At 59.2% G+C, this 18,362-nt stretch carries 16 protein-coding genes and 2 pseudogenes; 7 read left to right on the top strand and 11 right to left on the bottom strand.

Translation table 11 applies throughout. The features are described from left to right. Positions 1-218: 218 nt before the first annotated feature. From AAFG13_RS35890 to AAFG13_RS35870, 5 genes are all read right to left on the bottom strand, one after another. Positions 219-2,111 (bottom strand): TRAP transporter large permease subunit, encoded by a 1,893-nt coding sequence (locus AAFG13_RS35890; RefSeq protein ID WP_342709787.1) that lies wholly within the window; start codon positions 2,109-2,111, stop codon positions 219-221. Beyond that, positions 2,108-3,133, bottom strand: a complete 1,026-nt coding sequence (locus AAFG13_RS35885) for a TRAP transporter substrate-binding protein (protein ID WP_342709786.1) — start codon at positions 3,131-3,133, stop codon at positions 2,108-2,110. Before AAFG13_RS35885 ends, AAFG13_RS35890 begins: the two co-directional genes overlap by 4 nt. A 192-nt stretch (positions 3,134-3,325) precedes the next feature. Continuing rightward, positions 3,326-4,336, bottom strand: a complete 1,011-nt coding sequence (locus AAFG13_RS35880; protein WP_342709785.1) for a transketolase family protein — start codon at positions 4,334-4,336, stop codon at positions 3,326-3,328. Further along, entirely contained in the window at positions 4,333-5,184 is an 852-nt protein-coding gene (locus tag AAFG13_RS35875; RefSeq protein WP_342709784.1) for a transketolase, read from the bottom strand. Before AAFG13_RS35875 ends, AAFG13_RS35880 begins: the two co-directional genes overlap by 4 nt. A 24-nt stretch (positions 5,185-5,208) precedes the next feature. Continuing rightward, the gene (locus tag AAFG13_RS35870) at positions 5,209-5,958 is read right to left on the bottom strand and encodes a glucose 1-dehydrogenase (protein WP_342709783.1); all 750 of its coding nucleotides are present in this window, start codon (positions 5,956-5,958) and stop codon (positions 5,209-5,211) included. 108 nt (positions 5,959-6,066) lie between these two features. Here AAFG13_RS35870 and AAFG13_RS35865 point away from each other — a divergent pair, with 108 nt between their 5' ends. Further along, positions 6,067-6,963, top strand: a complete 897-nt coding sequence (locus AAFG13_RS35865) for a LysR substrate-binding domain-containing protein (RefSeq protein WP_342709782.1) — start codon at positions 6,067-6,069, stop codon at positions 6,961-6,963. A 123-nt stretch (positions 6,964-7,086) separates the two neighbouring features. Here AAFG13_RS35865 and AAFG13_RS35860 read toward each other — a convergent pair whose 3' ends face one another. After that, positions 7,087-7,722: a dethiobiotin synthase gene (locus tag AAFG13_RS35860; protein WP_342709781.1), complete on the bottom strand. Its 636-nt coding sequence runs from the start codon at positions 7,720-7,722 to the stop codon at positions 7,087-7,089. 534 nt (positions 7,723-8,256) lie between these two features. Further along, a complete protein-coding gene (locus AAFG13_RS35855) occupies positions 8,257-8,532 on the bottom strand; it encodes an aspartate 1-decarboxylase (RefSeq protein WP_342713462.1) in 276 nt (91 codons plus the stop codon). Positions 8,533-9,189: 657 nt separating this feature from the next. On the opposite strand from AAFG13_RS35855, the gene AAFG13_RS35850 reads away from it, so the two are divergent. The 3 genes and pseudogenes from AAFG13_RS35850 to AAFG13_RS35840 all read left to right on the top strand — a co-directional run. Further along, complete coding sequence (locus AAFG13_RS35850) at positions 9,190-9,549, top strand: Dabb family protein (protein WP_342709780.1); 360 nt, start codon at positions 9,190-9,192, stop codon at positions 9,547-9,549. A gap of 116 nt (positions 9,550-9,665) precedes the next feature. Continuing rightward, positions 9,666-11,060, top strand: a complete 1,395-nt coding sequence (gene pabB, locus AAFG13_RS35845; RefSeq protein ID WP_342709779.1) for an aminodeoxychorismate synthase component I — start codon at positions 9,666-9,668, stop codon at positions 11,058-11,060. Continuing rightward, positions 11,057-11,626 (top strand): annotated as a pseudogene (locus AAFG13_RS35840) (aminodeoxychorismate/anthranilate synthase component II); the annotation flags it as partial. The gene pabB and the pseudogene AAFG13_RS35840, both read left to right, overlap by 4 nt. 414 nt (positions 11,627-12,040) lie before the next feature. Here the strand turns inward: AAFG13_RS35840 and AAFG13_RS35835 are convergent. After that, positions 12,041-12,430: a hypothetical protein gene (locus AAFG13_RS35835; protein WP_342709778.1), complete on the bottom strand. Its 390-nt coding sequence runs from the start codon at positions 12,428-12,430 to the stop codon at positions 12,041-12,043. A gap of 101 nt (positions 12,431-12,531) precedes the next feature. On the opposite strand from AAFG13_RS35835, the gene AAFG13_RS35830 reads away from it, so the two are divergent. The 3 genes from AAFG13_RS35830 to AAFG13_RS35820 all read left to right on the top strand — a co-directional run bounded on the left by AAFG13_RS35830 (position 12,532) and on the right by AAFG13_RS35820 (position 16,065). Beyond that, the gene (locus tag AAFG13_RS35830) at positions 12,532-14,112 is read left to right on the top strand and encodes a hypothetical protein (RefSeq protein ID WP_342709777.1); all 1,581 of its coding nucleotides are present in this window, start codon (positions 12,532-12,534) and stop codon (positions 14,110-14,112) included. A 183-nt stretch (positions 14,113-14,295) separates the two neighbouring features. After that, positions 14,296-14,556, top strand: a complete 261-nt coding sequence (locus AAFG13_RS35825) for an excisionase family DNA-binding protein (RefSeq protein WP_342709776.1) — start codon at positions 14,296-14,298, stop codon at positions 14,554-14,556. 141 nt (positions 14,557-14,697) lie between these two features. Further along, positions 14,698-16,065, top strand: coding sequence for a hypothetical protein (locus AAFG13_RS35820; RefSeq protein WP_342709775.1), 1,368 nt, complete (start codon positions 14,698-14,700; stop codon positions 16,063-16,065). A gap of 324 nt (positions 16,066-16,389) precedes the next feature. Here AAFG13_RS35820 and AAFG13_RS35815 read toward each other — a convergent pair whose 3' ends face one another. The 3 genes and pseudogenes from AAFG13_RS35815 to AAFG13_RS35805 all read right to left on the bottom strand — a co-directional run bounded on the left by AAFG13_RS35815 (position 16,390) and on the right by AAFG13_RS35805 (position 17,826). After that, positions 16,390-17,070 carry a hypothetical protein gene (locus AAFG13_RS35815; protein ID WP_342709774.1) on the bottom strand — a complete coding sequence of 227 codons (681 nt, stop codon included), beginning with the start codon at positions 17,068-17,070 and terminating at the stop codon, positions 16,390-16,392. A gap of 142 nt (positions 17,071-17,212) precedes the next feature. Next, positions 17,213-17,506: pseudogene (locus AAFG13_RS35810) on the bottom strand (thermonuclease family protein); the annotation flags it as partial. Further along, entirely contained in the window at positions 17,503-17,826 is a 324-nt protein-coding gene (locus AAFG13_RS35805) for a hypothetical protein (protein WP_342709773.1), read from the bottom strand. The gene AAFG13_RS35805 and the pseudogene AAFG13_RS35810, both read right to left, overlap by 4 nt. Positions 17,827-18,362 lie beyond the last annotated feature (536 nt).

Here is an 18,362-nt window from a genome sequence, read left to right as displayed (position 1 = left end):
TAGACCGGCAGGGTGAGGTGGCCGATCGTCTATCCTGGACGCGCCGCAGCCGACGAATTGTGCCTTTACCCTCGACGGCAAAAAGCTGCGTGTCACCGAAGTCGGCAAGGGCCAGGTCGAGGAGATCGATATGGCTTGCGAGGGCTGCCGCTGCATCTGCCGAAATTCGCCTGACCAGATGCCTCGCGGTCTTGTCCCGCGAGGCACCCCGCCGAGACTCAGAGGAATCCGATCGACAACCAGGGCACGGCTGCGACGATCAGTGTGCCGATCAAGAGCGCGATCATGTAGCCGACGATCGGCTTCATGCCCTCGTCCGGGTTGATGCGGCTGATGGCGCAGGCCGCGTAGTAGCCAACGCCGAACGGCGGCGCGAACAGGCCGATGCCCATGGCGAGAACGACCACCATCGCGTAGTGGACGTCGTGCACTCCGACCTGCCGTGCGATCGGGAACAGGAGCGGGCCGAACAGGACGATGGCCGGGATCCCTTCCAGCACGCTGCCCAGGACCACGAAGGTCACGATGGTCACGGCCAGGAAGACGGGTACTCCGCCGGGAAGGCTGGTCATGAACTTTGCAAGAGAGGCAGAAAATCCCGACTGTGTCAGCGCCCAGGCCATGCCCGTCGCCGCGCCGATGATGAGCAGGATCGCCCCCGACAGCGAGGCCGTCTCGACCAGCATCGGATAGATGCGGCGCCAGTCGAACTGGCGGTAGATGAACAAGCCCGCGCAGGCCGAGTACAGGATGCCGATGGTCGAGACCTCCGTTGCCGTCGCAACGCCCTCGACGACGGCGGTCCGGATCACAAATGGCAAGGCGATCGCCGGTATCGCGATGACGAAGGCGCGGCCGATCTCCCGCCCCGTCGCCCGATTGATGTGGGACAAGTCCTCGCGGCGGTATCGCCACCACACCACGGCTGCGAGCATGACCGCGAGCACGACACCCGGGAGCAACCCGCCGGTGAACAGCGCCGAGATCGACACGCCGGTCACCGAGCCGATCGTGATCAGAACCAGCGACGGGGGAATCGTCTCGGTCTGCGCGCCGGTTGCCGCCAGAAGCGCAACGAGATCGCCGGGCTTGGCCCCCCGCTGCCGCATCTCGGGAAACAACACCGGAGCCACCGCAGCCATGTCCGCCGCCTTGGACCCGGAAATACCCGAGACCAGATACATTGCCCCGACCAGCACGTAGTGCAGCCCGCCGCGCACGTGGCCCAGAAGGCTTGCCAGGAAGCTGACCATGGCGCGCGCCATGCCCGTCATCTCGATCAGAAGACCGAGAAAGACGAAGAGAGGCACGGCAAGCAGGATCAGGTGGCTCATGCCCTCATCCATCCGTCCGATCATCACTACATCGGGCGTGCTGGTTGTCAGGGCAAGATAGCCGACCGTGGCGAGGCCGAATGCGAACGCGATCGGCACGGCCGCAAAGACCATCGCCCCGACCACGAAAACGAAGAAGATCAGTAGATTCAGATTGCCAAGTGGTTGCAAGACCGGAGCAAGCAGAACGAACGTCGCGATGATGCCGGCGACGATTGCCAGGGAAGCCAGCAAGCTGCGCAGGCTCGAGATGCGAATGAGCCGGAGGACGGCTGCGATCAGCATCAGCCCGATCCCGATCGGCAGCGCTGCCGCGCGCCAGCTGTTGACGATCTCGAGTGCCGGCGTCGTGACGAACGCCTCGTCGGCGGCGAATTCATAGGCCGGCCAAACGACGAGCACGAGGAATGCCAGCGACGCCGCTGCTGCCACGACGTCCAGGAACGCGCGAGCCTCCGCACTGAGAACACCAACGATGGCGGTCATCCGCATATGCTCGCCGCGCTGGAACGCAATCACGGATCCGAGCATGGCGAGCCAGAGGAAGAGAATGCCGGCGAGCTCGTCGGACCAGACGATCGGCGAGCGGAACACGTATCTGCCCACGATGCCCGCGGACAGGACGGCAATCTCGGCCACCACGAGCAATGCTGCCGGGATCGCAACCACGTAGCCAAGTAAAGTGTTGGCCCTCACCACCCATCTGCGCGAGGTCGCCTGAGACGTGCCGGGTGTCAACCTGCCGTCGACATGCGGTGTATGAATCACGCTGGTCATGATAGTTGGCCCGCAGCTTTTTCAAGGTGAGACCATGCCTCCTCGCCAAACTTGCCTTTCCAGTCGGCGTAAAAGCTGGTCTTGGAGAGCGCCTGGCGGAAAGCGGCACGATCGACGTCGATGAACTTGAGCCCTTTGGTCGACAGATCGGCGCGCAGGGACTGGCTGAGCTTTGCGATGTCGGCCCGCTGATCGACCGCGGAGCGATCGAGCTCGCGCGTCACGATCTCCTGCAGGTCCTTGGGCAGGCGCTCAAAGGCGCGCTTGTTGCCCAGGATCCAGTAACCGTCCCAGACATGCCCGGTCAGGCTGCACGTGCTTTGCACTTCATAGAGACGCGCGGTCGCGATGATCGGCAACGGATTCTCCTGCCCGTCGACGACCTTGGTCTGCAGCGCGGAATAGACCTCGTTGAAGTTGATCGGAGTCGGCCCGGCTCCAAGTGCTTTGAAAAGCGAAGTCAGCAATGGTGCGGGTGGAACGCGGATCTGGAAGTTCTTCAGATCATCCGGCGTTCGCACCTCGCGGCCGGACGAGGTCACCTGACGAAAGCCATTGTCCCAGGCCTTCGACACCGCCATGATCGGCGTCTTGGCGATCTGCACCCGGATGTAGGTGCCGAGATCGCCATCCATCGCCTTCCAAACGCTGTCATAGTCGGCGAATGCGAAGCCGGTGTTCACGATGCCCGCACTTGGGACCAGGGTGGCAAGAATTGAGGACGATTGGTTGAAGAACTCGACGCCGCCGCTGCGAACCTGGGTCAAAAGCTCGGTGTCGGAGCCGAGCTGGTTGGCCGGAAACAGCCTGATCTCCAGGCGGCCGCTGGTCGCTTCGCGAATGCGGTCGATCGCCTCCTGGGCTCGGATATTCACCGGATGCGTCGGATCCTGTCCGGTCGCGAACTTGTAGACGAACTCGGCCGCGGACACCGGACGGGTCAGAATCCCGCAGAGAGGTACAGTTGTGGCCGCCATCAACAGCGAACGGCGGCTGATGCTTCCGGGCTTCGATGCAGTCATGTTTTCCTCCTGGTCCTTTATTGACGTTGCTGCCCGCTGCATCAGCGCACGCCGGCGTGCAGCTTTGCGGGTTTTCGCTTGCCGGCTCTCGATCACCGGCATTTAGGCAGGAGCAATCGCTCGCCGCCGCAACATGCGACGGGCGTAGCTCCTCACGAGGGCTTGGCTCGATGGGCGCTTAGCGCCGGTACCCTAAAGCCACTGCTTGATCTGCCGCGCGACCTCTGCAGTCGAAATCCCGTAGCGGGCGTGCAGGGTCGGAAGTGCCCCGGCGTCAAGAAATTCGTCGGGCAATGCGATCTGGCGGAAAGGCGGATGGACGCCTGAACGCATCAGAAGGGCGGCAACGGCCTCGCCGAGACCGCCAATCGTTGTATGGTTCTCGGCAACGACGACCAGGCGGCCCGACTTGCCGGCTTCACGCAAGATCGTCTCAGTATCGAGCGGCTTGATGGTTGGAACGTGCAGCACCGCAATATCGATGCTGTCGTCCTTCAAGGTTTGCGCGGCCTCGAGCGCACGCATGGTCATGATGCCAGACGAGATGACCAAGGCGTCCTTCCCGTCACGGACCAGCTTGGCCTTGCCGAGCTCGAATTTGTAGTCATACTCGTCCAGCACGACCGGCACCTGGCCGCGCAGCAGACGCATGTAGACCGGCCCGTGATGCGCCGCGATGGCAGGCACCAACTGCTCGATCTCGTGGGCATCGCAGGGATCGATGACCGTCATGTTCGGCATCGCACGAAACAGCGCGAGGTCCTCCGCGGCCTGGTGGCTCGGGCCGTAGCCCGAGGTCAGGCCGGGCAACGCGCAGACGATCTTCACGTTGCGGTCTTCCTCCGCGATCGTCTGGTGTATGAAGTCGTAAGCCCGCCGCGATGCGAACACTGCGTAGGTTGTCGCGAATGGCATGAAGCCTTCGGCGGCAAGGCCGGAGGCGGCTCCGAACAGAAGTTGCTCGGCCATGCCCATCTGGTAATAACGGTCCGGAAACTCCTTCGCGAAGATGTGCAGATCGGTGTATTTGCCGAGATCGGCCGTCATGCCGACCACATCAGGGCGGCTGCGTGCGAGCTCGACGAGCGCGTGTCCAAAGGGCGCCGGCTTCGTCTTCTGTCCCTCGGCCGCGATCGAGGCGATCATGGCGGAGGTGGTCAGGCGCGGCTTGCCCGGCTGCGGTGCTGATCTGACGGTCTTCATGCCTGCCTCCCGGCTTCCAGCGCGGCGAGCGCGAGCTGCCATTCGTGCTGCTCGACGCGGATGAAATGGCTCTTCTCGCGCTGCTCGAGGAAAGGAACACCCTTCCCCATCAGCGTGTCGGCGACGATCATCCGCGGCTTGAGCTCGGGATGGGACTTGGCGGCGTCGAAGGCGGCAACCACGGCATCAAGATCGTTGCCGTTGATGCGCTGCACGAACCAGCCGAAGGCCTGAAGCTTGTCGACCAGCGGCTCAAACGCCATGACCTGGGTCGAAGGACCGTCCGCCTGCTGATTGTTGACGTCGACGATGCCGATCAGATTGTCGAGCTTGTAGTGGGCGGCCGACTGGATGGCCTCCCAGACCGAACCTTCGTCAAGCTCGCCATCAGAGAACAACGTATACACCCGCGCCTCGGATTTTTTGCGCTTGAGCCCCAGGCCCATGCCGACGGCGATGCTGAGCCCAAGCCCGAGCGAACCGCCCGACATTTCCATTCCGGGTGTGTAGGAGGCCATGCCCGACATCGGCAGGCGGCTCTCGTCGCTGCCATAGGTTTCGAGTTCTTCCTCGGGGACGATCCCCGCCTCGATCAAGGCCGCGTAGAGCGCGATGGCATAATGCCCGTTTGAGAGAAGGAAGCGGTCGCGTCCCTCCCAGGACGAATCCTCCGGCCGGTAGCGCATCGCATGGAAATAGGCCGCGGCGAGAACGTCGGAGATGTCGAGCGCCTGTGCGATATAGCCCTGGCCCTGGACTTCACCCATGCGTAGCGCATTGCGGCGAATATTGTAGGCGCGGTCCGCCAGCTTGGGCGTATTCGTAAGCGCGTTGGTCGAGGTTTCCATCGATCTGGCCCTTGTCTTGCTGGCTCAGTGGATGAGCATGCCGCCGTTGACGTCGATCACCGCACCGGTCACGTAGGCGGAGAGATCCGAGGCCAGGAAGGTGTAGATGCCCGCGACGTCTTCCGCCGTGCCGAGACGATTGAGCGGAATGCCTTCCAGGATCTTCGCCGTCATCTCGTCGGTCAGCTTGCCCGCGGTGATATCGGTGCCGATCAGGCCCGGCGTGACACAGTTGACGCGGATGCCGTCCGGGCCGAACTCACGGGCCATCGCCTTGGCGAGACCAAGCACGCCGGCTTTCGCAGCCGAGTAGTGCGGGCCGCCAAAAATTCCACCGCCGCGCTGGGCCGAGACCGACGACATGCATGCAATCGATCCGGACTTCCGTGCGCGCATATGCGGGATCACGGCCTGGGAGAGGAACAGGATGCCCTTGAGATTGACGTCCTGAATGCGATCCCAATCGGCCGCCGAAATCTCCAGGAACTTCACTGGCTGGGTGATGCCGGCATTGTTGATCAAAACATCGATGCCGCCAAAGAATTCGATCACGCGGGCGACCGCCTGCTCGCAGGACGATTTGTCGGCGACGTCGCACCCTAGCCCGATGTGGGAGCTTCCAAGCGATGCCGCAGCATCCGCCGCAGCGCCAGCGTCGATATCCAGAATGGCGACCCGAGCGCCCTCGGCGGCGAACCGCCGGGCGGTCGCAAGCCCGATCCCCCGCGGCGAGGCCGCGCCCGAAATGATGGCCGTCTTACCGCTGAGCAGCATCTATTCCTCCCGCAAATTGTTCTTCCTTGGCGCTTAGAAATGACCCGCCGAGCATCAACGGACAAGCGCGCAGTTGTCACGGATCGATGAATCTGGTTCACTTATGAGATGCTATCAAATGTCCCTATATCGGCAATTCGTGCGTTTGAAGCGGCCGCCCGCACCGGTTCGTTTCGCGATGCAGCGAATGAGCTTCACCTGACGCCAAGCGCCGTCAGTCACGCAATCCGCAAGCTGGAGGGCACGCTTCGGACCGTTTTGTTCGAGCGCAGCGCACGATCCGTGCGGCTCACGCCGGCGGGCGAGAACCTGATGCGTCACACGGGAGCGGCATTCGATCAGCTCCGCCGTGGGCTTGAGGAAGTTGCCGCGCGCGGACCACAATTGGTGCGCGTCCATTCCGCCCCCAGCTTTGCCGCGCAATGGCTGGCGCCCCGTCTCGCACAGTTTCTCGCTGCTTACCCGAAGCTCGAGGTTCGGCTGGCCGCAAGCACGGACTATGCGCGCTTCAGCAACGATGATTTCGATATCGATATCGTCTACGGTCCGCCGCGCGCGGAAGGTGTCGAAATTATTCCTCTGCCGGAGGAGACGGTCACGCCGCTCTGCTCCCCCGCCCTCGCAAAATCGATACGAAAGGCTGCCGATCTCCTCGATCAGACGCTGATCCGCTCCGACGTGAAGCGGGTGCAATGGCACCAATGGTTCACCGCGAACGGGTTGGAAGCACCTGCGCTTCACGGCATGAGATTCGACCGGAGCTTTCTTGCGATTGCGACGGCTGCGGAGGGATTGGGCGTAGCGCTGGAATCAACCCTCCTGGCCGAGCGCGAACTCGCGAGCGGACGATTGGTCGCTCCGCTGGCAGGACGCGCTAACGATATCCGCTACGTTGGTCACCGCCTGATCTACCCGCGCGCCAGCCGACAGAGATCGGCAGTACGAGCCTTTGCAGATTGGCTCGTGGCGCAACTCGGCGGCGAAGGCGCTCGTTCCTCGGACTGAGACGCAAGCCTGGTCGTGCCTTACCGAAAGCACCTGAGCCCGCTATTCGCTAGGCGCTTGCGCTCTCGTCCTTGAAGCGCGTGTTGCGTGAACGGAGCCAAGTCGACGATTTCTTCTTTAGCCTCATGGCTTGAAATCATCGCGGCGGAAGGAGGCCTTGAACGCGGCCTGCAGCGTGTCTGCCGACAAAGGAGCAATCCAGGGCAGTCGCCCCAACCACCGCACCCGGCCGATCTCGCAAATTGCCCTCACAGCATCCGAATTCCTTTCGCCAACGAAGGCGATTCCGAGAATGTCGATCTGACGTCTTCGGAGCGCGTCTATGGAAAGCAGTGAATAATTGACTGTCCCCGGAGCAGAGCTCGCGCACAGCACGACGGGAAGCCGCCATCTCTCGAAGACGTCAATGTAAAGCGTGCCGCAATTTAGCGGCTCCATCAGTCCGCCGGCCCCCTCGATCACGAGCGGCTGTCCTGCGGTGTCCGGCACGTCGAGCGAATCCGTGTTGATGCGAACCTCGGCAATCTCCGCGGAACAGTGGGGCGAAATGGCCGTTTGCAGTCGGTAACGCTCGGGCACGATGCGATCGGATGGCAGACTGCCAAGCCGAGCGACGCGCTCGGTGTCGGTCTCTCCTTCAAGGCCGACCTGGATCGGTTTCCAAAAATTCGCGCCGAGGAGATTGACGAGCCCGGCGCAGAAAACCGTCTTTCCGATGCCGGTGCCCGTACCGGCCACCACAATCCGCTGCTGGCTCATCGAGCTTGACCTCTTGTCTCCTCGACCAGAGTATCCAGCATTGTGCGCACGTCACCCTCCGCGACATTCGTGTCCGTGGAATTCACAAAAGGCGTGCCAGTCGAGGAGACCGCCTTACACTTGGGACAATCGGCAGCCTACGATCGGCGCACGGCGATCGAGCAACGCCTGCTCAGCGCCCTTACCACCAATTTTCCACTCACCTAACGCCGAACAGCGGCAGCACTTATGCAAGATACTCATCACGTTAGCAGCCACAGCGCCCCTGGCAAAAAAAGGGCCTGCCCCGCATACCGTTGAACCATAGAAGTTTGCCGCGCATGCCATCGCGCCCCTCTGAGTTGCGTCTCATGGGTTTTGACAGGTCAAGATTGTTATCGGCCCGCAAATACTGTCCGGATCGGACGAAGACATTCATATCCGGCAGGATGTATCCCACTAGATACAGAACGGTACGCTTCGAACGACAGCTGTACGTTTCGTGGCTGAGGTCGCTTGGTTTGCTGTCGTTGACATAACGAGGCGCTTTCCCTTTCAGGTAGGTGAGATCCGATTTTCCCGATCAACCAGCACAACCCGCGGCTTGAATGCATTGGCTTCCGCCACGTCAAAAGAGGCGTATGCAAGGATGTCCCCGGTCATTGCTAGTCGCGCGGCAGCACCATTTAGACCGATGGTGCCCGACCCATCCGGGGTCTCAATCACATAGATGGCGAACCGTCCTGTCGTTTCGATATTGTAGATTTCGACGCGTTCGTTGATCAGGAAACCGGCCGCATCCAGCAGCGTACGATCTATCGATATCAAGATCGGCCTGGGTCACCGAGGGCGATGGATTTTTCCCTTCATCACTGTAACCTGCATGGATCGCCCATCCTGAAGTCTGTGCACAGGGCACTTGCTGCTCCATTTTGCTCGAGCAAGGTTGCGGACCCGATCCCGTTCCGGCCCAGCATTGCGTGGTGGTTCGGCTTAGGGAATTTTGCAGGTCAGAAGCAAGCCGCCGGCGAAGATAGCGCGGCACTATCGTCGATCATGTACTGCCGAGCGACGGGAGTGCCCGCCACGCTTTTCGGCGCCATGATCCGGACGGTCGCGGCCAGCCGTGCGTCGCATTGCCTTACAGGACGTCCTTTAGGCGACCTGTGCGATGCCGCGGCTGCTTGCGAACAAAGATCGACGACAGCTTGCGAATTACACAATGGTATTCGCGATAGCGAATACCAGCGGCTGACGACGCTTCCGATCACCATTCCTGTTCGTGCGCCACATTCAGGCCATTGGGGCAACGGGCAACTCCGACATCCAGCTCAAGTAGAAATTCTGCAAGCTTCTGCTGCAAAGGCCGGGGGCGTCGCACGAAGCGTCGAACACTCCTCCTGCTGCCCACGCCTTACCAGCATTGCGTTGGGCTTGATCCCGATATAAGAACGCAGCCCAAGTTGCGGCGTCACGTTTGCGGCCACCATGATCCGTCACATTGTCTTCTTCACAGCCAAAGATAAGGCCCGCATCGACCAAATCATCGAAGGTCTATCGGTTCTCACCTCAATCCCATATGCACGCCGGCTCGAGATTGCACGCAACCGCAAGAGCGATCAGCTCGGCAATGAGATCGACGTCGTGGTGTACGGTGAGTTCGACAGCGAGACGGAACTCGCTGCGTACAAAACGCACGATTTGTATCGAGAAGCGATCCGGTCCGTCCGGCCACTTCGCGAGCTGCGGTTTGCCACTGACTACGAGCTATCAACAGATGTACATTTCGCTGGGACGGCAGGGTTAAACCAAGTTGCTCGACGCAGCCAACCAGATGGCCGCGGCTAGCTTGATGATCAGCCTCGAGGCTTTGTACGTGTCGGACGGAAATAACCCTTGCTCGCGACAGGACCACGATCAGAACCGGCTTCGCAGCCTGCTGGTCGTCGGCAACCGATAGCCCTATGCACGTCCGCGAGTTACGGTGGATTGAGCCTGTCAAGGCGCTGCGATGCCTTGCACAGCGGCCGCAGCTTACCTTTCTCGATAGCGCGGCAGGGCATGAGCTGCTCGGGCGTTACTCATATCTGACCTGCGAACCGTTCGGCACCTATTTGGTCGCCGATGGACAGGCAAGTTGGAATGCAGAGGCGCTTGCGGGCGATCCATGGGCGGTTCTTCGCGACCTCCTCGCCAGATACCGAGAAGCGCATCGTTCCGATCTCCCGCCGTTCCAGGGCGGCGCTGCCGGCTTCCTTGCTTACGATCTGAACCAGACACTGGAGCGGCTGCCGGCCCCGTCAATTCCTGGTCTCCGATTACCTCAATCGATTCTACATTTCTATGACGTGGTAGTCAGCTTCGATCACCGGGACCACAGGTGCTGGATCGTCTCGACCGGATGGCCGGAGCAGGACCCCGCTCGACGAACCGAGCGAGCGCGTCGTCGCGCCGACGAGTTTGCAGCATTGCTTGCCAGGCCAAAGTTGCCGCGGATTGTAATCCCGAGCACGGCAGGCGCATGGCATTCCAACTTTAGCCGTGAAGGCTTCATGGCGACGGTCCAGCGCGTCGTGGAGTTGATTCTGGCTGGGGAGATATTCCAGGCGAACATCGCGCAATGCTTCAGTGCCAGGGTGTCGCCCCTGTTCGATCCGCTCACCTTCTATTGCCAGCTCCGGTCACTGAACCCGGCGCCCTTTGCAGCCCTCTTGCGCTACGACAAGCTGACGATTGCATCGAGCTCTCCGGAGCGATTTCTGAAACTTGACGGACGACAGGTCGAAACGCGCCCCATCAAGGGTACAATCGCGCGCTCCGCTGATTCCGAGGAAGATCGGCGCCGCGCCGAAATCCTTCTTGCCTCCGAAAAGGATCGTGCCGAGAACATTATGATCGTCGACCTGCTGCGCAACGACCTGTCACGCGTGTGTACAGACAATTCGGTCGAGGTTACGGCACTATGTAACCTCGAATCCTATGCTTCGGTACACCACCTCGTCTCGATCGTCGGAGGCGCACTTGCTGCAGATCAAGACGCAGTCAGTCTGCTTCGCGCCTGCTTTCCGGGCGGCTCCGTGACCGGTGTTCCAAAGGTGCGATCAATGGAAATCATTGCGGACGTCGAGAAAGTGGCGCGAGAGGTCTATTGCGGAGCGATCGGCTTCATCGGATTCAATGGACACATGGACACGAACATTGCGATCCGCACGGTGACGATCGACGACGACCTTGCTAGGTTTCATGCAGGCGGGGGAATAACGGCGATGTCGAACCCCGAGGCCGAGTATGAGGAGACGCTTGCCAAGGCACAGCGGCTCTTTGACGCTTTTGGTTCCGAGGTATCTGGTGCATTTTGATCTTCATTATCGACAATTACGACTCGTTCGTGTTCAACATAGCTCGCTATTTCCGCAAGCTTGGTGCGGAGACGGCAGTGGTGCGGAATGACGCGGTCAGCTTTACCGACCTCGTTGCGCTCAAGCCGCATGCAATCATCATCTCTCCCGGTCCCTGTACGCCAATGGAAGCCGGTATATCCACTGCCGTCGTCAGCAAGCTTTCGGGTCGTGTCCCAATTCTTGGCATCTGTCTCGGGCATCAGTGTATTGGCAGCGTCTTCGGCGGACGCGTGGCGCGTGCACGTCGTCCCATGCACGGCCGGTCCTCGCACATAACGCATGACGGTCGAGGCTTGTTCAAGGAACTCCCGTCTCCACTTTCTGTTGGACGCTACCATTCTCTCGCGGTCAAACTCGATCAATCAGACCCGCCGCATCTCATGGTGACAGCCCGTTCAGATGAAGGTGAGATCATGGCTTTGGCACATCGGTATCACCCAACCTATGGCGTACAGTTCCACCCGGAATCAGTACTTACTCAACAAGGTCACGTGTTGTTTATGAATTTCTTGCAATTGGCAGAGAGTTTCCCAGCGTGGAGATCAGAGACTTCATCGCGCACGTGGCAGCCTAATCCGCATGAGCGTATTGCAAGCTGCAAACTAAATGAATTTGGCTCGGCACAACGTGGCGCGAAACAGCTCTGACCTCTTGAAGAGGTAACGAGAAAGCGCGAAAGAGGTCAATTGGTACGGTGCGTACGCAACTTTTTCTTTTCGTGCCCTCTCAATTGAACTATCTGAGCCATTAATGCGTCGCTCACCGCCTCGCCTCCATTCGACGCATTGGCGGATCATCCTCTGGCCTGGTCGCGAACTTCTTATTCGAGATCCGCCAAGCGATTGGCGGTACGTTGCGGTAGCCTCGCTACCGCTGCCCTAACGGGCGTTTCCTCCCTTGACTTGGCCGCCGGTCCTATTGGATCGGCGGTTCTCTTGTTACGTTAAGGTTCTCATGATTGAGGAATCATAGATCAATCTGCGCTGAACCGACGAGGCGCCGAAAAAGACAACGTGTGCGATCGGGGTAAACAGAAATTTATGCAGCACAGAGGCGTACAGTTCAGCATTCATGAAGCGTTGCCAGGCGAATGGCGCTACAGTTTCAAGATTGGTGGTAAGACGATCAGCGGCAGGACCCGAACCAGATTGCAGCTTCTTGCGGTCCGTCGGGTCAAGGATCGCATTAATCGCGAACTGTCCCGCAGCGTGGAAGGTGAGAATTGATATTGGAGTCAGCGCCTCTCCCAGGTGCTCAATTCGACGAGACGCGAAGCCGCTCGACGCGCGAGCGTACTGGGTCGAATACCACCCTTCCGCCAGCTTCATCAACATCCCATTGAAATGTATAACAATTTTTTACTGATCCGCCGTATGCCCTAGCGCCTGTCCCACCCCTACGGTTTGGGCCACAACGGGAGAAAATCGATTTGCCACTGAATGCGGACGAACTCGGCAAAAAGGGCGAAGCGCGCTTTGCTGAGATATGCAGCGACACAAAACTCGTCCGTAATCCCTCGATCGACCACGACAGGACAGGCTGGGACTACATCGTTGAATTCGAGCAGCAGGCACCCATCGGCCGCGAGACTCTTGATACGCGCCGTGCGCCGCTATCGGCCCATGTTCAGGTCAAGACGATGTGGGCGAGCAACGATCGATTTCGCATGCGGCTGTCCGCCGCTGAGCGACTGGCCAAGGAGCCGAAGCCGGCTTTCGTGTACGTCTTCAAAGTCAACGAGAAGCTAGAATTCGTATCCGCGCATCTAGTCCACGTTCTGGATGCCAACTTGGCTGCGATTCTCAAACGCCTTCGGAAGGAGCAAGCCGAGGGCACGAAGTCTCACCAAATTAACAAAAAATACATCTCGTTCAAAGCGTCGACGTCAGGTCGGAAAATCAAACCGACCGGAGCGGCACTCAGGCAAGCCATCTTCGACTTCTGCGGTTCGGATCTTGACGCATACATCGATAGGAAGCGCAAGCAAACTCAAGAGCTCGGCTTTGAGCCAGGACGATTCCAAGCAACGACGACGTTCAAAGTCGAAAGCATGGATGGTTTGATCGATGGACTGTTGGGTTTAAGAGAACTCGAGGTCACGGCCGGTCAAGCGTTCGAAACGCGATTCGGCATCAAGCTGTCACTGAACGAGCCGAACTTCGCAAAGTCAGTCATGCGCGTGCAACCCGCGACGGCGGACACATGCATCGTGACCGTCAAGGAGACGCCGCTGTCACCTCCGGCAACATTTTTAGCGGATATACTGTTCCCTCCTCTGGCGAGCTTGCCGAAAGAACACCTGAAGATGTTGGTCCAGAATCCACTGTTCCGACTATTGATAGCCGGCAACAGGATTCAATTCACGACGGACGAGCAGGCTATCAGCGCGGCACGTCTGAAGATTGACGACTGGCGGAATTTCTTTCGGATGCTCATAGCGCTATGCCGCGGCGCTGAGATGACCCTCAAGCCGGAGCGCCTGCACGAAGTGACGTTTCCCATGAGATTGCCCGATGCTGCTCGTCAGCTTGAATACGAGAGCATGCAAGAGGCTCTCGAGGCAACTCAGCGGCTATTGAAACTCGCTGGCGCTCCAGAACCCGCTGTGGGTATAGACGGCTTTGGGAGCCTCGCACGGGACCTAGTTAAACTCGACAAAATATTCTCTAGTCCCGCCAATGCGGACCCAATCGGCTTCGTTGTCGATTGGCCGCTCGAGCGCGCCGTTCCGGACAAGATGGACTTCCTGTGCGTCAACTTCGTTCGGATGGAAAACCTCACGCTCGCGCATTCTTCGATGGCCGAGATGCTGCCACAGAGCAGTGAAGGACGAACCATATGGAAATCGAAGACCGTGACACCATGTGAGATCACATTTGTGCGCGATTTTCCGGTCGATTACGAGCGCTTCGTTGAGCGAGCAAAGCAAAAGACCAAGTTGACCAATTCGATCATCGCGGAAGCACTGACTGACCACAAGTCCACTGAAGCGGACGAAAAAGACGCTTAGCTAGATTACTGATCTCGAAGATCCGGAGCACTTCCTCGTGAAGACCAGATCGACGTGATCTCGGATAGCGGGTGCCAAATGGCACTTGCCGACCGCCGTCGTTTCCCGGTATCTCGATGTCGTCCAGAAGTTCATTGCCATCACGACCAATCCCGGTTTCGGTCGGGCGGAGCAATGCATCTCATGGACGATTCACCACAGCAACAGCCCCTCGCGCTTTCGATCCGGGACGCCTGCGCGGCCGCGAACGTCGGTCGGACCTACCTGTATCGCGCCATGCAGGCCGGCGAGCTACCAGCGAAAAAATGCGGCCGCCACGTTCGTATCCTGCGCGCTGATCTTGAGCAGTGGCTGCGGTACCTCCCGCCGGCCTTTAGACCAAAGCCGCGCCTGGCCGCGGGCGATCGCAAGCCCGATTGGCTCGCGCGGCAGCAGGCGATGTGATCGTCATACGTATCAACGATCGCATCATCGCCGGTGGACAGATCGGCAGTGGCGAGACGGACGTCCGCTTTGCGAAATTGCCATAAGAGCGTGTTTTTCGTATCTAATTGTCTCATGGCAACGAATCGAAATGCCGGATGGGTGACCGATATCGAGTTTGTGTTCGCCGAATGCGAGCGGATTCAAAAGACGTTCTCGGCCGCGGTCAGTTTGCAGGACCTTCCGAAACAGGACATGTGGGGCGACCTACCTCATCCGGAAGGTAAGGGATCGCTGATGTGCGGGCGCGCGGCCGATCAGCGGGTTTGGCGGCTGGCCGAACAAGCGATAAAATACAGCGACGCCATGGGCACCATCGAAATCGCGCCGGTGCACAAGGCGCTCGGCAAGATCCTGGTCCAGCGCTTTGTGGTCGAGCGTCGACCGCTCGATGAACAGCAGGCGGAACGTGCTCTCTCTTCGGCAGTTAAAGAAGCCAAAAAAGCCCGGATGAACCGAACACATTATTTCCCCTGTCGACTAATGCGCACCAAGGAGCCTCCCAGCTTCGCTATCGGCCCTGTTACGTTCTACACGCTAGAACGCTTCAACGAACTAATGGCTCCCCATTACGAAGACCTCGCACGGCGCGGCGAAAAGGATTCGGAAAAGGGGTCGAATGAGCGATTGCTTGCCATCGCGAGGCATTACTATGACGGCTTCACCTGGGTCGGCGAGGTCAACATACTGAATTGCGACGGCGGCACCTCGCTCGAGCGTGCCCGGATGGCGGTGACCGGGGCGGTCAATCTCGTGCATATTCTGTTCGGGTCGTATCACACGAGCCGAATGGGTATCGGTGGACCGCGCCTCGAAACTGACCGCCGGGCGCATATGTCAGTCGATCCGAAAAACGGCCTCTATATCTCATGCTCCAGCGCATCGACTTCGGCGGTGGGTTTCGGGGATGATTGGGTAAAGTTTCTCGAAGGCGAGGATATGGCGGTCTTACTTCGCGCCGCCAACAAAGCACTGGAAACGGTCGTCAACCCAGCGATCAAGCGGACGCTTGGATCACGCTTGTTGGACTCAGCTGCGTGGTTCGGTGATGCGGTTCGCGAGGAGTCCCCTGCCGCACAAATCATCAAGGCGGTAACGGCGCTCGAGCGGTTGGTGCTAACCTCCGAGCATGAAGACATCAAAAAGACGGTCAGCCAGCGCGGTGCGGCGATCCGGTATGGCCCAGCCGACACCAAGTCGTTTGAAGAACTGGAAAGCGAGCTGGCGGAAGCTTACGTGATGCGGTCGCGCCTCGCCCATGGCTCTCTATCGCCCCTCGATCCGGAAGTAAGCGCCTTCGCGCCGGTCTGCCTGCACCGAATCGAACAGGTGATCTGTTGGGGATTGGGTCTGTTTGAAGCGCACGGGCTCTTCGACCGCGAATTGACGAACAGGCAAATGGCCGAAGGGTTCGACGGTTTGGTCTCATTTGCACAAAAGCGTGCCGCGCCCGACGATTCTCCCGCCTGAAACGCCGTCGGGAATATGGCGCGGGCCGATCTTTCGGAGCCGGAGCGAAGAAGGCGCGAGTAGCAACACTGCCACGCCATCACCGAACCAACAGGCCGTGAGGAGACAAGGCCGGCTGGCTTGCATGTTGTATCGCGTCATCGTTGCGGTGACAACGCGGTAACAACTCCCTTTGCACGTCCAAATATTAGCGGAACCGGCCGGCACGAGCTGATCTGCGCTCGGTGCATCGAAGTCATGCTCCGTCGAGCCATCGCGAATCTCCCACATGAGAATTGATCTCCGCTGTCTAGCGGAGGGCTGTCTTTTTGCATTGAAGAATGCTTACGTTCTTGCCTTCTTAGCAAGTCCACGCACGAGCCAACTCACGAAACCTTTCTGATGGATCGCATTCGTCTTGGCCGTTTCAGACATGTCGGTTCTCACACCACGGGCATTCACCCCGAACGGTCTTTGGCCGCTTTCTAAGAAGCGAAGGAGGGTTTTCGCCTCGCTCCCATTCGGATCATAGGTCGGGTCGAGGGTTAGATTGATATCTCTGCGCAAACGTGGCAGGTAGGCTGGAATCTCATGGTCCAGCTTTGTCTGAGTGAAATCCGTGCCTGCCTGTCGACGTGAGACGACATCGTTGCGGAACGCAAGTAGCTCACCCTGGTACTGCAAAACCTTTTCTGCGAGCCCATCTTCGAGAAAAATCATCTGCTTCTGCAGCTCACGGCTGAAATTGTGCAGTGGATCGAGGCTCATCGGAGGTCGACCGTCTATGTACAGCTCTGCACGGAGAAAATCGAGAAAGTCCGAAAACGCCACATATACGGCCACACACGCTTCCACGCGCTTTTCATGCCATTTGGAGAAACGGACTGAGTCGCGCTGAAGCTCAACCTTGAAGCGCTCCAACGACCGATTGAAGCCGCTAGTGATGCGCATGACGAGTAGCGTGACGATCAACCCCGGAATAGTCGTTCCCAGAAGCCCGGACCAAAACGCTTGCCAGCTTACCATTCGTTGCGCTCCCATGAGCCGCAAAATACTAACTCAAAGCAATTACTCGCTTGCATCGCGCACCTAACCTTGCTCCGTCGCCCCTCAGTCCATCATATTCTCTTCCGCTTCTCTCAACTGTCTGACTTGATCCGTTGTGAGTGACTGTACGCCCATAGACATCACGGTCGACCGGTTCGCAACTAACCGGCCGCCGCGCTATGAAGGCGTCAAGGTCGTTCGCTGCCTTCGCTACGCACCGATAAGGCAAGCTGTCATCACCACGGCAGAGCTGCGCGCTTTCAGGTGCATCGATGCCCCACAACCGAATACGGGTGCCGTGTATCTCAAGCGTGTCGCCGTCGATGATGCTGGCCTGCCCGATCAGGTCGGCAGAGAACGCGGGACCGCTGGGCGCGATCAGCAAGAGAGCGAGGAGGGGGGTGAGGTAAATCATCGAACAGCTCGAACGACATCCCGTAAGGCGGTTAGCTGTTCAATGATGTCGTCGACCTCTCCGACAAAAATATCTGCTGGCTTATTGGCCAGCTCCCGCCAAACTCGCTTGGAATGACCGGGCTCAACCCAATCGCCGAGCGCTAGCGCAAAATGCGTAGCCATGACAGCGTCTTCCTTCAGCCTCGCCCGAAGGTAAGGCAAGAGCCCTTGGACCGCGTCGACAGCAATCGCTTGCTCACTCGGCTGTTTGGCTTGATTGAGCTGCTCTATCATAAAATCGAGCGTATCAATGAGCCACGCTCGTAGTTCTGTTTCCATTGCGGGCCGACCTGACCCGTCAACGCCCACCGCAGAGCGTGGAGCCGCGAAGCTTGCACACACTGCTGGCCAGGTCCGCCGAATCCCTCTGACATTCCTCAGTCGCTTTGCGCTTCCGGCAGTTTGCCTCGAAAGCGTATCGTTCCGAGCGGCACAACGTTAGCAATTCCATCGGGAACGCTTCAGCCGGCCCTCTTTGCTTTAGGCAATTAACGAACTCCACGTCTATTGGATCTCGCCTCCACGACGACTGCGCTAAGGTATACGCCGCGAAACCACACTCTAGCTTGTCACGCCGCTCAGCGCAGGCACTGACGTAGGCGTCGGCTTCCTTGCGACAAGCCGCCATTATGTCGTTCTTGTCAGAATAGGGCGGATGCAGATCAGCGTGAGATGCGCAATCCGCCAAGCGCTGCTCCGCAGCATCAAAAGCCGACTGCGCCGACGCCCGCGCGCTCAGAAGTATACATGCAAGGCTTACTAGGTATCTAAGATGAGCCATAACGACTTGCCTAGCGACAGCCCCAAATAGTCCG

Origin of the sequence: Bradyrhizobium sp. B124 (assembly GCF_038967635.1) — a bacterium.
Taxonomy (GTDB): domain Bacteria; phylum Pseudomonadota; class Alphaproteobacteria; order Rhizobiales; family Xanthobacteraceae; genus Bradyrhizobium.
Note: the sequence above shows the minus strand (reverse complement) of the source record. Positions and strands in the feature narration are given on the sequence as shown.